The organism is Acinetobacter sp. GD03645 (assembly GCF_029845285.1).
In the GTDB taxonomy this organism is placed as follows: Bacteria; Pseudomonadota; Gammaproteobacteria; order Pseudomonadales; family Moraxellaceae; genus Acinetobacter; species Acinetobacter corruptisaponis.
Genome location: NZ_JAOCLL010000021.1, coordinates 1 through 13,775, shown reverse-complemented (window position 1 = coordinate 13,775; position 13,775 = coordinate 1). Strand labels below are relative to the sequence as shown.

At 44.9% G+C, this 13,775-nt stretch carries 14 protein-coding genes; 3 read left to right on the top strand and 11 right to left on the bottom strand.

The genetic code is table 11. The features are described 5' to 3' along the window. Positions 1–4: 4 nt before the first annotated feature. Positions 5–1,024: a beta-N-acetylhexosaminidase gene (gene nagZ, locus N5J47_RS15205; protein WP_004683210.1), complete on the bottom strand. Its 1,020-nt coding sequence runs from the start codon at positions 1,022–1,024 to the stop codon at positions 5–7. A gap of 469 nt (positions 1,025–1,493) precedes the next feature. Here nagZ and N5J47_RS15200 point away from each other — a divergent pair, with 469 nt between their 5' ends. Then, complete coding sequence (locus N5J47_RS15200) at positions 1,494–3,677, top strand: carboxy terminal-processing peptidase (protein ID WP_279958557.1); 2,184 nt, start codon at positions 1,494–1,496, stop codon at positions 3,675–3,677. A 64-nt stretch (positions 3,678–3,741) separates the two neighbouring features. On the opposite strand, the gene N5J47_RS15195 is transcribed toward N5J47_RS15200, so the two are convergent. The 6 genes from N5J47_RS15195 to N5J47_RS15170 all read right to left on the bottom strand — a co-directional run bounded on the left by N5J47_RS15195 (position 3,742) and on the right by N5J47_RS15170 (position 7,598). Then, positions 3,742–4,185: a DUF2147 domain-containing protein gene (locus tag N5J47_RS15195; RefSeq protein ID WP_279958556.1), complete on the bottom strand. Its 444-nt coding sequence runs from the start codon at positions 4,183–4,185 to the stop codon at positions 3,742–3,744. Between the two features lie 235 nt (positions 4,186–4,420). After that, positions 4,421–4,861, bottom strand: a complete 441-nt coding sequence (locus tag N5J47_RS15190; protein ID WP_267980869.1) for a DUF2147 domain-containing protein — start codon at positions 4,859–4,861, stop codon at positions 4,421–4,423. Positions 4,862–4,951: 90 nt separating this feature from the next. Beyond that, on the bottom strand, positions 4,952–5,620 hold the full coding sequence (locus tag N5J47_RS15185; protein ID WP_279958555.1) for an LrgB family protein: 669 nt from the start codon (positions 5,618–5,620) through the stop codon (positions 4,952–4,954). A 12-nt stretch (positions 5,621–5,632) separates the two neighbouring features. After that, positions 5,633–5,995: a hypothetical protein gene (locus N5J47_RS15180; protein ID WP_279958554.1), complete on the bottom strand. Its 363-nt coding sequence runs from the start codon at positions 5,993–5,995 to the stop codon at positions 5,633–5,635. Positions 5,996–6,037: 42 nt separating this feature from the next. Beyond that, positions 6,038–7,384 carry a ribosome rescue GTPase HflX gene (gene hflX / locus N5J47_RS15175; RefSeq protein ID WP_279958553.1) on the bottom strand — a complete coding sequence of 449 codons (1,347 nt, stop codon included), beginning with the start codon at positions 7,382–7,384 and terminating at the stop codon, positions 6,038–6,040. 73 nt (positions 7,385–7,457) lie between these two features. Further along, positions 7,458–7,598: a hypothetical protein gene (locus N5J47_RS15170; protein WP_267980598.1), complete on the bottom strand. Its 141-nt coding sequence runs from the start codon at positions 7,596–7,598 to the stop codon at positions 7,458–7,460. Positions 7,599–7,780: 182 nt separating this feature from the next. Between N5J47_RS15170 and N5J47_RS15165 the strand changes: the two genes are divergently transcribed. Then, complete coding sequence (locus N5J47_RS15165) at positions 7,781–8,611, top strand: lysophospholipid acyltransferase family protein (protein ID WP_279958552.1); 831 nt, start codon at positions 7,781–7,783, stop codon at positions 8,609–8,611. Here N5J47_RS15165 and N5J47_RS15160 read toward each other — a convergent pair. Beyond that, positions 8,604–10,232, bottom strand: a complete 1,629-nt coding sequence (locus N5J47_RS15160; protein ID WP_279958551.1) for a phospholipase D family protein — start codon at positions 10,230–10,232, stop codon at positions 8,604–8,606. The two genes, N5J47_RS15165 and N5J47_RS15160, sit on opposite strands and share 8 nt — an antisense overlap. Before the next feature lie 104 nt (positions 10,233–10,336). Here N5J47_RS15160 and N5J47_RS15155 point away from each other — a divergent pair, with 104 nt between their 5' ends. After that, on the top strand, positions 10,337–11,347 hold the full coding sequence (locus N5J47_RS15155; RefSeq protein WP_279958776.1) for a metallophosphoesterase: 1,011 nt from the start codon (positions 10,337–10,339) through the stop codon (positions 11,345–11,347). A gap of 51 nt (positions 11,348–11,398) precedes the next feature. Here the strand turns inward: N5J47_RS15155 and N5J47_RS15150 are convergent, their stop codons facing one another. From N5J47_RS15150 to N5J47_RS15140, 3 genes are read right to left on the bottom strand one after another with little or no spacing between them, the layout of a single operon-like run. Further along, entirely contained in the window at positions 11,399–11,878 is a 480-nt protein-coding gene (locus N5J47_RS15150) for an OmpA family protein (RefSeq protein WP_279958550.1), read from the bottom strand. 8 nt (positions 11,879–11,886) lie between these two features. Further along, positions 11,887–13,110 carry a diguanylate cyclase gene (locus N5J47_RS15145; protein WP_279958549.1) on the bottom strand — a complete coding sequence of 408 codons (1,224 nt, stop codon included), beginning with the start codon at positions 13,108–13,110 and terminating at the stop codon, positions 11,887–11,889. Positions 13,111–13,115: 5 nt separating this feature from the next. Then, the gene (locus N5J47_RS15140; RefSeq protein WP_279958775.1) at positions 13,116–13,589 is read right to left on the bottom strand and encodes a YfiR family protein; all 474 of its coding nucleotides are present in this window, start codon (positions 13,587–13,589) and stop codon (positions 13,116–13,118) included. Positions 13,590–13,775: the final 186 nt, after the last annotated feature.

Below are 13,775 nucleotides of genomic sequence, written 5' to 3'. Positions count from 1 at the left end.
CAACTTAAAACGAATTCTTAAAGTCTTCAATGACTTTTCTGACGTTTTGCCAAGTTTCGTCCAAAGTGAGGGTAGTACCGATCTGAATCTCTGGAATTTTACCGCGCATACGCTCCAATCGTTGCTGGTTTGGCAAGGCAAGGTTTTGAATGCCATCCAGCGCGGTACATGCTGCCGCACGGTCATTGCAGACTAGACCCATATCACAACCCGCGTTTAATGCAGCCTGAATCCTCGCATCCGCACCGCCTGCCACACATGCAGCCTGCATACTCAGGTCATCCGAAAACAAAACCCCATCAAACCTGAGCTGCTGGCGCAAGACATTTTGCAGCCAGAAAGGAGAGAAGCCTGCTGGGTTAGGATCAACCTGATCATAGATCACATGGGCTGGCATCAATGCATCCAACTGAGGCATCAACTGGATAAAGCTTTGCATATCCTTGTCGTAAATTTCCTGATAGCGACGGCTGTCAATTGCCGCCGCCACATGCGAGTCTGCCTTGACTGAACCATGACCTGGAAAATGTTTGCCAGTGGTTGCCATGCCTGCTTTTTTCATGCCCTGCATAAATGCACCTGCCAGCGGCACGATGTCCTGCATATTTTTGGCAAAACCGCGGTCACCAATCACATCGCTAATATCGTTCAGGTCCAAAACAGGCGCAAAGCTGAAATCAATTCCCACCGCAAGTACTTCAGTTGCCATTAACCAGCCACATTGTTCAGCCAGTTCAATTGCCTGCTGCGGGCTGTGCAGATAATGCTCTCCAAGTCGTCCCATCGCTGGAAGCAAGGTAAAACCTTGTCTTAAACGTTGTACACGGCCACCTTCCTGATCAACGGCAATCAGGATGTCAGGGCGCACCTGCCGCATATGGTCTGTCAATGCACGGACCTGTTGAGGGGATTCAATATTTCGGGCAAATAAAATCATGCCGCCGACTTGCGGAGCCTGTAATAGTTCAATATCTTCTTGGGTAAGTTCTGTGCCAGCAATATCCAGCATCAATGCGCCGATCATAGTGATTCCGTTTGAATTTTGATATAAATATTAGGGTCTGTTCATACTTCACAGATGCTTGCGACAGAGGATATTTTTTAGCTGATACAAGGCATGTTTTGCGAAATTTAGCTCTCCTAAATGAGCAAGACATAACGCAGTAACGGCAAAAAATATCCCTGTCCCGCAGGGTTATGGCTAAAACTGCCTCAAACTTCGTTATGAAACTGGACAAGGGAGTCGCCATTGTCTGCGTTTCATGCCTTGTTTGCGTGGTTTTAGCCGATAACGCAAGCATGGTTGAAATATCAACAGACCCTCTGGATAAATTGTGCAATGATTTGCTACATTTTGTCAGTACAGAATATGATAAAACGACATGATATTGATGAATAAGTTATACGGGTTGCCAAGATGTTGAATGAATGGCATTCATATTGACATTGTCCCTGTGTAATAATTGCCATATCCAAGGAAGCACCAAAATTTTATGAAACTTCAAATGATAGCGTGTGCGGTTGCAATTGCGACTGGTGGTTTATTTTTCTCTCATACCATAAATGAGGCATTTGCGGCGACAGAAGCTCCAATAGTTTCAACAACGATCAAGCCATCACAAGAACAAGCATTGGTCTCGCGTCAGTTGGCAACATTGGTTGACCGTCAGCATTACTTAAACATGCGTCTGGATGCGGCCACCTCAAACCGTATTCTGGATATGTATCTGGACAGCCTTGATCCAGACCATTCGCTGTTTCTTAGTGGTGAGGTTGAAGAATATAAGAATAAGTACGGCTCAACCTTTGGCAGCTCATTGAAGGCAGGCAACTTAACAGGGCCTTTTGCCATTCATGGGCAATATCGTGAGCGTTTGAAACAGTTTTACGAATACATGCTGGCTGAACTCAAGAAACCACAGAATCTGCATCAGAAAGATGTGTATCTTGATATTGACCGTGAAAAGGCACCTTATTTCAAAACAACTGCCGAGCAACAGCGTCATTGGCAGGGCATGCTGGTGTCACAGTTGATTAACCTGACCATCAGTAAGGAAGAGGAGCAGGCCAAGCAAAAGGCGTTAAAGGCCAATCCATCGCTTGCCAATGGACAGGACCTGACAGGGCCTGAAGACTTAACCCCTGTTCAGACCCTGACCAAGCGCTATACACGTCAGCTAGAGCGTATTGGTCGTGTAAAAAGTGATGATGTGCTGGATAAAACATTGAATGCAATGTTGGCAACCTATGATCCACACAGTAATTATTATCCACCGATTGATGCGATGGAGCTGAACCGTCAGACCACCTTGCAGCTTGAGGGGATTGGCGTTTCGATTCGTCCTGAACGTGGCAATGAGGACTACACCAAGATCGAAACCATCGTTGAGGGTGGTCCAGCCAGTAAATCTGGTCAAGTGAAGTCGGGAGATCGCATTATTGGGGTTGCCCAGGATGGCGATAAAATGGTCGATGTCATCGGCTGGCCTAGTTCTGAGATTGTGGGGCTGATTCGTGGTAAACGTGGTACCAAAGTCACGGTACGCTTGCTGGGTGCTGGCGCAGCCATGAGTCAGGCGCGTAATGTCACACTGACACGTGATGTGATTCAGGAAGAGGATGCGGGTGTTCGCTCACGTACGGTTGAAATCACGCGTGATGGCAAGAAGCATGTCTTTGGTGTGATTGAGATACCATCATTCTATTTTGACTATCGTTCACGCCGTGCTGGCACTGAGTATCGTTCAGTGTCTGAAGATACTGCAAAAGCATTTGAAGAACTGAAAGCCAAGAAAGTCGAAGGCATTATGGTTGACTTGCGTAATGACCCAGGTGGCTCTCTGGAAGAGGTTGCCCGTATGCTGGGGCAGGTGATTAAGTCAGGCCCAGTGGTTCAGATCCGTGATGGCAATGGCAACGTCAATGTGTTTGAAGACACCGATGGCGGTGAACAAATTTATGCTGGACCAATGGCGGTATTGGTGAACCTGGCCTCTGCTTCGGCAAGTGAAATCTATTCTGCGGCGATTCAGGACTATGAACGCGGCATCATCATTGGCAGTACCACCACAGGCAAGGGAACCGCTCAGGTTCAACTTGATTCTTTGGCACATGGTCAGGCAACGCTGACCCAGCGTAAGTTCTATCGTGTTACAGGGGGCAGTACCCAGAATAAAGGCGTGATTCCTGATATTCGACTGGTGGATATCTACAATGAGGAGTTTGGCGAGCGTAAGGCCAAAAATGCCCTGAAGTGGGACACCATTCCAACAGCGCCATTCAAGCGTGAAGGTTCGGTACAGCCGTATGTGGCTAAACTGAACCAGACCTCTGAACAGCGTGTTGCGACAGACCCGCAGTTTAAGTATTTGGAGACACGCAAAACGCTTGCCAAGAAGACCGCTGATGAGAAGAAAGTGGTACTGGATATTGACCAGCGTCGTGCTGAACTGGTTGATCTGGAAAAGCAAACGCTGGATGCTGAGAATCAACGCCGAGCTGCAACAGGGCAGCCACCTTATGCAAACTGGGAAAGCTACCAGGCCTCTATTGATGCCTTGGTTGAGTCACGTGCCAAGATGAAAGCTCATCTGCGTCCGCCTTTACCAGAGGAAGAGGCATTTATTACCGAAGCGGCAAATGTGCTGCTGGACTATGCAGCATTGCAAGGCCGTTAAATTTTAGGTTTTGCCGTTAAAAAAATAGCCCTGTCATGCAGGGCTATTTTTTATTGTTTAAATTTTAATTGACTCGAATCCAGATTTGGCTGCGCCCCAATACAGAAACCCCGACATAGCCACGTAAATGCAGGCGTTGTCCATTTGTACTGAGTTTTGCAGTCAGGCTATATACACGGCCACTGTTCGGGTCCAGAATTCGCCCGCCTGTATAGGTGAGGTCTTTCTTGTGTTTAAGCTTGGTAATTGCATTTAAACCCAGAATCGGTTTGTTGGTATAAGGGGTAGGGCAGCCCGTACAGAACTCTTTCGGTGTATAACCTGTACGTGGAGTGATTTTGATGATTTTGCCTGTATAGGTGCCATCCGCTTCTTGGATAATTTCGACCTGACCTTTAGGTGCGCCCGTGAGGTCATCAATACTTTGCCAAATACCAGTAATATCTTGAGCAAAGGCCAGTTGGCTAAGACCAAATAGGACAAAAAAGGTAACGAGTTTTGAGTACATGCTTAAGCCTCCTTGCTGCCTATCACTGTCTTTCTATTATTTCGGATTTCTAATAATAGATTCAATCATTATTTTACAATTGTTCGCTTTTTTAATAATTGAAATTTCAACGAATTTTTGAGGGCGTAATAAAAAAGCCACCTCGGTTTGAATGACAACGAAGCGGCTTTTTTTGATTAAACCGTGATCAAAAATGATCAAATATAAGATGGTGGGTGCATTACAGCATCATGGTTTATTCGGCGCGAATCCAGATCTGGTTGCGGCCTAATGCAGATACACCCAGATAACCGCGCAAGTGCAGGCGTTTACCATTTGCGCTTAACTTGGCTTTCATACTGTAGATTTTGCCTGTATTTGGATCAAGAATACGGCCATTGGTATAGTTAAGACCATCTGTAGACTTTAGACCTGTCACTACATCCAGGCCAACAATAGGCTTGTTGGTATAAGGCGCTGGGCAGTCTACACAGGTTTCCTTTGGTGTATAGCCTGCGCGTGGGGTGACTTTGACGATTTTGCCCACATAAGTATCATTTTCTTTACGAATCTCAACAAGTCCTTTGGGTGCGCCTGTTTTGTCATCAATCGTTTGCCAAAGACCCGTAATGTCTTCCGCAAAAGAAAAGCTACTGACTGCTGATAAGAGTAATGCACCTATAAGTTGTTTGCCCATCATCATTAAAAATCCTTTTAACGTTTGAAACTCCATTATGTAGGATATTTGACAACTAGTTCAATCTTTATGTGATATTTGCGGCAAATTTTAAGACAAAGACAAAATAAAGGTGGGTAGCCAAATGGCTGTAAACACGCCATTGACTGCCATACCAAATGCGGCATAGCGACCTGTGACAGGACCACGCTGCCATGCCTGTGCCGTGCCAATGGCATGGGCAGCCAGACCGAGCGCCAGGCCAGAGGCACGTTCATCATGGATATGTTTTAATATCCACGGTGAAAATGCCGCTCCAATCACACCTGATAAAATCACAATCAGTGAAACCATCATCAACGGGGCATGTAGCAGTGTGGCAATGTTAAGTGCAATTGGTGTGGTCACCGCACGTGTGGCAAAGGCCATGATGGTCGGTTCAGACATATGCAGCAGATACGCCAGTCCCATTGGCAGGGCAACCGCACTGATGCTGGCAAAACATAAAATTCCAATCATGGACTTGATGGGTAAATCATCATAACGCATGGCAGCCAAAGGAATGGCTAGGGCAACCGTGACATAACCAAGCAAGTGGTTAAACACATCATTGACGTTGTTCATGTAGTGTTCATAGGGAATGCCGAGAACTGCCAACAAGCCAATGACGATGAACATGGCAAACACAATCAGGGGAATCTGTGGAACCCTTTTATTCAGTGGTTTTGCAAGCAGATAGCTGATCAGGGTGAGCACGAAGCCATAAATAACCATCAACATAAACAACGACCTCTATAACCAGCGTTTTGCCATTTTTGCGTAAATCCATAATGGCAATAAGGTGCTTAGGGTGAGCACAAACAGAAACACAGGAATTTCCTTGCCCAGATGAACCAGCATGATCAGCGAGCCTGCACAAATCGGCAGAAACGCAAATGCACTTTCTTTCATGATCTTGTTGTTGGTATCAATCAGGCGGTTGGAGATTTTTTTAAACCTCCTCCAGATCAGCAGGGTGGTGAGTAGCGTAATCAACCCCACCAGATTGCCCAGTTCAGGGTGATGAAAGGCTTTGGTGATCAGGACGGCACCCTCACGAAATACGACAATCAATAAAATCGTGCAAAACCAGGCTGCCCAATCAATATCTTTCATGTGCTTTTTACTCTCGTCGATCTGAACGATGGGTGATCGTAATTATAGTGATGAATGGTCTTTCCGTTCAAATTCTTCCAAAGGATGCTCAAACAAGGAAGCTTTTTTTCCAAGAATTTCGTCTAATGGTAAATGTGCCTGTTTAATGAGTTGCTCCAGCTTATGCGGGGCAATACAGACTGACAGGTGCAGGTCGCCGTGATCATCATGGTGTTCAGACTGAATTACGTTTAGGGTATAGAGCTGGGTGCGCAGTTTACCGTAGGCAGGTTTTAGTACAAGGTCAAAGTGTTGTAGCTGCCCCATTAAACATTGTTGTACCGCCTGGCTTAAGAATTCCAAGCCTTGTCCTGAATGTGCTGAAGCATAAACACGATCTGGTAGGTCTGGTGCCTTATATATGATTTTTGCGGCATCACCGCTCAGGTCGATTTTATTGTAGACATGCAGAATCGGGGCATCGGCACCAATTTCCTTGAGTACCGACTCCACTGCTTCAATCTGCTCAGTCATGTTGGGACTGCTGCTGTCAATCACATGCAGCAGCAAGGTTGCTTCCAGTGTTTCTTCCAAAGTGGCCTTAAATGACTCAACCAGATCGTGCTGCAAGTTTCGAACGAATCCAACCGTATCCGCCAGAACAACTGTACCTATGCCATCCCAGTCCAAACGCCGTAAGGTAGGATCTAGGGTTGCGAACAGTTGGTCGGCAGCATAAACGTCACTTTTTGCCAAGATGTTAAATAAGGTTGATTTTCCCGCATTGGTATATCCCACCAGTGAAATGGTTGGAATCGCCGCTTTTTGACGCGCGGCGCGGCCTTGCAGGCGGGTTTGCTGAACCTTGACCAGTTTTTCCTTGAGTTGGGTAATGCGTACCCGAATCAGTCGGCGGTCTGTTTCCAGTTGTGATTCACCTGGACCACGTAGACCAATTCCCCCTTTTTGCTGTTCCAGATTGCCCGTAAAGCCACGAATCAGACGGGTGGACAAATGTTTAAGCTGGGCCAGTTCGACCTGTAGCTTCCCCTCATGGGTGCGGGCACGTAAGGCGAAAATATCCAGAATTAAACCTGTACGGTCAATCACCCGACATTTCAGCACCCGTTCCAGGTTGCGTTCCTGGGCAGGGGAGAGTGAGTGGTCAAAAATCACCAGTTCAGCTTCAAGGTCTTTGACTAGTTCCGCAATTTCATCAACCTTACCTGAACCAATAAAGAATTTAGGGTCAGGCCTGTTACGTTGCACGGAGATATGTTCAAGGATTTCAGCGCCAGCGGATTGAGCGAGCAATCGGAACTCTTCAGCATCCAGGTCATCAAGCAGTTGTACAGCCACACTGACTAAAATTGCCCGTTCACCACCTTGATGCTGCTCAAAATTTTCCACGCGTTCTCATATCCTGAGTATTGAAGTCTTATTCTAAAATAAACTTAAAGCAAAGGGCAAAGACTAAGTGGCGTTAGATGACATTTCGGCGTAAAAGCTCAATAAAACCAATCAATGTTCCCATATACAGGATTGACCAGCCTAAAAACATTCTGAGCGCATAGCCATAAGGAATGGTGGTCTGTGATTCTGATGTGTTGGCATGTGGATTCATCGCATCACCTTTAAATCTGTAAATTCGATTTATTTATGGTAATTGATCTGATAAAACATTTAAAATTGAAAAAATTTATCCCCACATTCGTTTTTTATTATGGTCACAACATTTATAAGTGGATATGGGCATGATATAACTTCGCTAATTTAATGCATACATGCATACGGTTTTGATGATTTATGACTCAAGAAACACCAGCAGTAAACAACCCACCATTCAGTTTATTCTCTAAGTTCAGTCTATATAGCAAGAAATTGGCCGCAGGCCTTGAAACGATTGGTGAAGGCTTTTATCTCATCTATCGTCATGGCCTGTATAAAGATCCCAATAATCCTGTAAATACCCGTTATGTGCAGTATTTTTGCCGCCGTTTGTGTGAAGTCTTCAATATTGAGGTACAGGTTCATGGTGCCATTCCCCGTGAACCCGCACTTTGGGTCAGCAATCATATTTCATGGCTGGATGTGGCGGTACTGGGTTCAGGTGCCCGCATTTTCTTTCTGGCGAAAGCCGAGGTAGAAAAATGGCCCATTTTAGGAAATCTGGCAAAGGGTGGTGGAACCCTGTTCATTAAACGTGGTTCGGGTGACTCCATTCGGATTCGTGAGCAGATTACCGAGTTTTTAAAACAGGATATTCCCGTGCTGTTTTTCCCTGAGGCCACCACCACAGATGGCACAAAGGTTAAAAAAGTACATGGCAGATTGCTTGGAGCCGCTATTGAGGCCCAGCGACCAGTCCAGATTTGCGTGATTTGCTATGTCAACCAGAATGGTGAGCTGGACATGGTGGCCCCATTTATTGGTGAAATGACTTTTGCGGAGCATGTGCAGCGCGTTCTGGAAATGCCCAAGGTCACAGCTCACCTACTGACATTGCCCGCAGTTCCTGTAACAGGGCATACCGTGGAGACCTTGACCAGGGAAGTTGAACAGCAAATGCGTGCAGGTTTGCTGGAGTTGCAACGTAAGGTACTTAAGGTGATGCCAGATGGCACGGAGACTACATAAATCCCTCGATTGGCAGCCATGAAAGAATCTTGATGCCAGCCCTTTGCCACCATTTCATGCGTGGTTCCTTGGTATAAATAACAGGGCCTTGGGGTGTCTGGCGCTGCCAGGTGATTTTCTTGTTGGCATCCAGCACCAGTTGATAGGCATACTTGCTGAGGTTCTCATCCATTGTGGTGTGGACTGCCTGGGCAAGTGGAGGGCTGTTGAGCAGCACACCAATCTCAGTATTGAGATAGGCCGAGCGTGGGTCAAAATTAAACGAACCAATAAAAACCTGTTTTTCATCCAGTGCCATCAATTTGGCATGCAGGCTTGAACGGCTTAACCCCTTGATGCTGACCTTGGCCTTTTTCGCCAAATCCTCGGTGTGTTTGTCCAGATCATTTTTATCCAGCGCAGGTAAAAATTCATAGAGCTGTACACCGTGTTCCAATAAGTTCTGCCGATACTTGCCATAAAATGCATGAACCACTGCAACGTCATTGGCCTTGAACGAGTTGGTCAGAACCCGAACCTTAATGCCATCCTCTGCCAAATCGGTCAGCATTTTTGCCCCTTTTTTTTCAGGAACAAAATAGGCAGAAATCAGGTCAACATTTTTTTCAGGTTGTTCAAGATGCTGAATAAGCTGAAAGTTGAGGTGTTCTTTCTTTTTTGCCTTGGACTTAATCTTGTCGGGTGAATCCTTGACCACTTCCGCCTTGACCCAATCGAGAGGAATATCCCGACTTATCAGCGAGTCAATGGCCTGAGAGTTGCTGGTTAAATCCAGATAGTTTTGTACAGTAACCCGCTTGTAGTGCTCATCAAGCTGCCTTTTTAAACTTTCATAGCTAAGATGATGGGCACTTTGCTTGACCACTTCCTGCACCTTGTAGGCATATTCATGGTTCCAGTATTCATCAAAGGAATGGGAAATATCTTTCACCGCCGTGCCAACCAGCATCACATCGACATCAGAGAACTGGTAGTTGTCACTGACATTGTAATATTGGTTGGTCATGTTGCGCCCGCCAATCAGGGCAACCTGATGGTCTGCGATGAAGCTCTTGTTGTGCATGCGTCGGTTGATGCGTTTCAGGTCCAGAATCATGTCGAGCGCACGATATTTCCGAAAACGATAGGGGTTAAACAGCTTGACTTCAATATTGGGGTGCTGTGCCAATGCCAGAAAAATTCCCTCGGTTGATTTGGCATTGTTGTCATCAATCAGCAGGCGAATCTTGACCCCACGATCTGCGGCACGAATCAGCGCATGCAGCGCCAGTGCGCCAACCTTGTCGTTGTCCCAGATGTAATACTGTAAATCCAGTGTTTTCTCCGCCTTGTCAATCAGGCGCAGGCGGGCAGCCAGGGCTTCCAGTGGCTCAAACAACACCAGATAACCCGTAAGGTCAGGATGCTGTTCTTGCAAGGGTTGAATGATTTGTGCCAGTGTGGTCTGGGCGGTGTCAACCTGTAATGTGGTTTCAGGAATGGACTCTATTTTATGTTTGGGTAAGGTGCTGCAACCTGTTACCGTGATCGCAATACTGCAATAAATCGCAAGCATACTTTTATTGTAAGTAGTTGTACTTATTTTCGTATGTTTGTGATTTATACGGGCAAATTGCGTCATAATCGTTACTGATTAAAAGTTGGGCTTGAGTATAGCATTTCATCGAAAAATATAAATATGAGATGTGATAACTGCCCCCTGAGGTGAGGTGAATGAGCTCTGCACTGTTAAATTCAGATACAGTTATTTTAGTTTTCTATCTCCTGTTTGCGGTACTTGCGCTATGGGCACTGATTCAGGCCTGGGTACATCAGGCTCGCACCGAAACCATCCATCCGTTTAAGGCATTTGTGCATTTGCTGGCTTTTTACCTGTCTTATTTGCTGGTGCCACTTTGGTTTTTTAGCCTCTATGCAGGTTGGTCAGGTTACTACACACTCCATCAAACCATTTTTGTATTCCTGCTAAGCAGTGTGTTGGTCTATGCGCGTTTCATTGAACCACATCAAATTCATGTGAAATACCATCAATATCGTTTAAATCCACAGCGTGAATTTACCAAGCCTGTAAAAGTGGCATTGGTTGCGGATATGCATGTGGGACTGTTTTCAGGACATGAGCGCCAACTCAAAACCATTGTCAGAAAATTGAATCAGGAGCAGCCTGATTTTGTTGTGGTGGCTGGAGACTGGACCTATGAACCTGAAAATCGTTTGGTACAGGAACTGGCGGTGCTAAGGGAAATACAGATGCCTGTTTATTCTGTGTCAGGCAACCATGATGAACAGTATCCAGGGCCACCAATCCAGGAACTATTGGCAAAAGCGCTGTCTGAAAACAATGTGATGGATATTGAGGGCAAGATTGTTGAGTTTGATGAATTCCGTCTGGTTGGCATCGGGGATTTGTGGGCAGGAAAGGCCAATATGCGTTTTTTACCTGAGTTGCCACAGGATAAGCCGTGGCTGATTTTATCCCATAATCCCGATACGGTGGATATGGTGCCAGAATTGCCAAGCCATCCTCTGATGCTGTCTGGACATACACATGGCGGACAAATTGAACTGCCGTGGGTCACCAACTACATTATGAAACGGGTTTCGATTTTGGGGCATAAAAAAGGCTTTTACTCACATGAGCATGCGGATGTATTTGTGACGGTGGGAACTGGGATGGTGGGCGTTCCATTTCGGTTTCGTGTACCCCCCACCATTGATATTATTGAGTTGATATAAATAAAAAAGCTGACTTGAATGAAGTCAGCTTTTTTTATGGGTTAAACCAGATTATGGAATGATAATAACCGCAACCCGACGATTACTGGCACGGTTTTCATCAGATGTATTTGGTACAAATGGCTGGCTTGAACCACGCCCAACCACAGTCAGGTCATTTTGTTTAAAACCTTGCTGTACAAAGATCGAGGCAACACTTTGGGCGCGTTCCTCAGATAATTTCTGGTTGTATTCTGGATTACCAATATCATCGGTATGACCCACAATTTTTAATTTGTGCAAATCGTATTTATTCAGTTGTTGCGCCAGACGGTTAATCTCTTGTGCATGCTCAGGCTTGATGTCCGCCTTGTTAAAGTCAAACAGCAAACGCTCAGGTAAACCCAGGCTCCAGCCCTCATCGGTAAGGACGAAACCCTCTTTCTTCAACATTTTGACCTGACGATATTTCAGGGGACCAAAACTTAAACAGCCAGCCAATGTTAGGCAAAGTAATGCTATAAATGAAATTCTAATGGTGTGGGTGTACATAGCATGTCCTAAATTTCTGGTTTATAAAGAAACCAATGCGGGTTTAAATTTTTAGCTTTATACATCGCCTGATCGGCCTGCATAACCAAGTCTTCTGGATTTTCTGCAAAATGGGAGAATGCGATACCTAAGCTAAAACCAAAATGAATCAATTGACCGTTAAAATCCAAGGGTTCCTTGCAACTTCCCAGCAAGGCTTCGGCAATTGCCTGCAAGTGGTCGGCATGGTGAATGGTATGTAAAATAATTGCAAACTCATCACCACCCAAACGGGCAATAAAGTCTTCATGCCGAACGGACTGCCCTAAGCGTGTCGCCATTTCCTTTAAAACAGCATCGCCTGCGAGATGGCCATACTCATCATTAATCGCCTTAAACTTATTATTATCAATAAACAATAAGGCTGAATTGTGACGGTATTGCGGGTTTTCAAAAATATTGAGTAATTCATTGTAAAAATAATGACGATTCGGCAGACCTGTCAACTGGTCATGATGTGCCTGAAATGAGAGCTGGCGGTTTTCTTTTTGAAGATGGGTGTGCCAAACCTGAATCTCTTCCAGAAGCTCATTAAATACGGTGTTTAAGTTTTGAAACTCTTTAATGTGGTTATTGGGAAAACGTAAATTATACGCTTTCTGATCACTTACTAGCTGGGCAATATGCGTTAAGGGTTTAATGGCCTGCATAATTTGTCGATAGGTCAAGTTCACTGACCATAACAGGGCAATCACGATAAAGATCATTGAAATGGCCAGACCAATAATGATGGTGATGAGAAAATGCAGAATATTCTCAGAGCTACCGTATAGCACCAATTCGCCCACTTTTTTCTTGTGATGCACAATCATCAGTCGAACTGGATCATGCAAAAACCATTTGTCCAACAAACCTTGCAGAAAAGTGGGATGGGCAATTTTCTTGGTGCTTTCTGCCAGTAACTGGTTTTGTGGATCATAGACATGGATACTACGGATTGCATGCTCAGTCGTGTAATCATCCAGTATCTGGTCAATTGCCCCTTTATCGCGGAAAACCACAGCGGGTTGAATCCGCTCAAGCACAGTTTGGCTAAGTAACTGTAGATTCTGCTTCGCGTAGGTTTCCATGGTAAACATGGAGATGGTGGCAAAGGTAAATGAACAGATCACAAAGGTAATCGCAAAAATCGTAAACTGTGATTTACGGAACAGCGCATGTAATGAAGTGGATTGATATAAATTCGAAATCACTTTAACTACTCCGCATTCTTTGCCAGAATCAAGACGCGAGGGTCGATGTGAACTTTGGAATAACTTAAAGCATCCAAATTAACCTTAAAGGTAGAAAAAGTTTTTTTATTATATAAACAGAAAATACTGCCGACTTCACAGGCAGGGTTATTGGTACTCAGTGACAGCAAAGAACGGGATGGATAGGCTTGAATCAAGCTTTGCTGCTGCTGAGGTATTGTTGTAGAAAAATAAGCAACGTGGCACTCTGACTTGGCAAAGTCTTTGGCTGTTACAGCCTGTACCTGATAATCATAGCTGAGCTGTTTAATACTGGTCTGGAATTGTACGGCTGCATCAGGGTTGTCAATGACACAAATGGTGGGTCGGGTTGTATTCGACCATTTACTATAACTTAATATTGTTAGGGCAAGTTCATAAAAGTTATGGTTTGAAATGGCGTAGCAAATCTGGCTCACAGTAATAGATACCGCAAGCAACATAAATCGTGCCTTTCTCGTTACGAACCGTATTTTCAATCAAAAGTGCCAAAAAGTGTGAAGCAAGATACATATTCTACTGGACTTAATTGTTTAAAAAAAGTTCTTAATCAAAAAGAAAAACTGTAAAAAGTAACTGTGGCGTTCAAAAAGCATCCAGTTAAATAAAATAACTGAAAAAAGCAC

Bases quoted from the DNA above. Each gene is read 5' to 3' on its own strand.
- N5J47_RS15185 (WP_279958555.1), bottom strand. From the start codon at position 5,620: ATGTTGATGGTTATTTATGGCTTCGTGCTCACCCTGATCAGCTATCTG.
- N5J47_RS15160 (WP_279958551.1), bottom strand. From the start codon at position 10,232: ATGACGCAATTTGCCCGTATAAATCACAAACATACGAAAATAAGTACA.
- N5J47_RS15165 (WP_279958552.1), top strand. From the start codon at position 7,781: ATGACTCAAGAAACACCAGCAGTAAACAACCCACCATTCAGTTTATTC.
- N5J47_RS15190 (WP_267980869.1), bottom strand. From the start codon at position 4,861: ATGGGCAAACAACTTATAGGTGCATTACTCTTATCAGCAGTCAGTAGC.
- N5J47_RS15200 (WP_279958557.1), top strand. From the start codon at position 1,494: ATGAAACTTCAAATGATAGCGTGTGCGGTTGCAATTGCGACTGGTGGT.
- N5J47_RS15150 (WP_279958550.1), bottom strand. From the start codon at position 11,878: ATGTACACCCACACCATTAGAATTTCATTTATAGCATTACTTTGCCTA.
- N5J47_RS15180 (WP_279958554.1), bottom strand. From the start codon at position 5,995: ATGAAAGATATTGATTGGGCAGCCTGGTTTTGCACGATTTTATTGATT.
- N5J47_RS15170 (WP_267980598.1), bottom strand. From the start codon at position 7,598: ATGAATCCACATGCCAACACATCAGAATCACAGACCACCATTCCTTAT.
- N5J47_RS15195 (WP_279958556.1), bottom strand. From the start codon at position 4,185: ATGTACTCAAAACTCGTTACCTTTTTTGTCCTATTTGGTCTTAGCCAA.
- nagZ (WP_004683210.1), bottom strand. From the start codon at position 1,024: ATGATCGGCGCATTGATGCTGGATATTGCTGGCACAGAACTTACCCAA.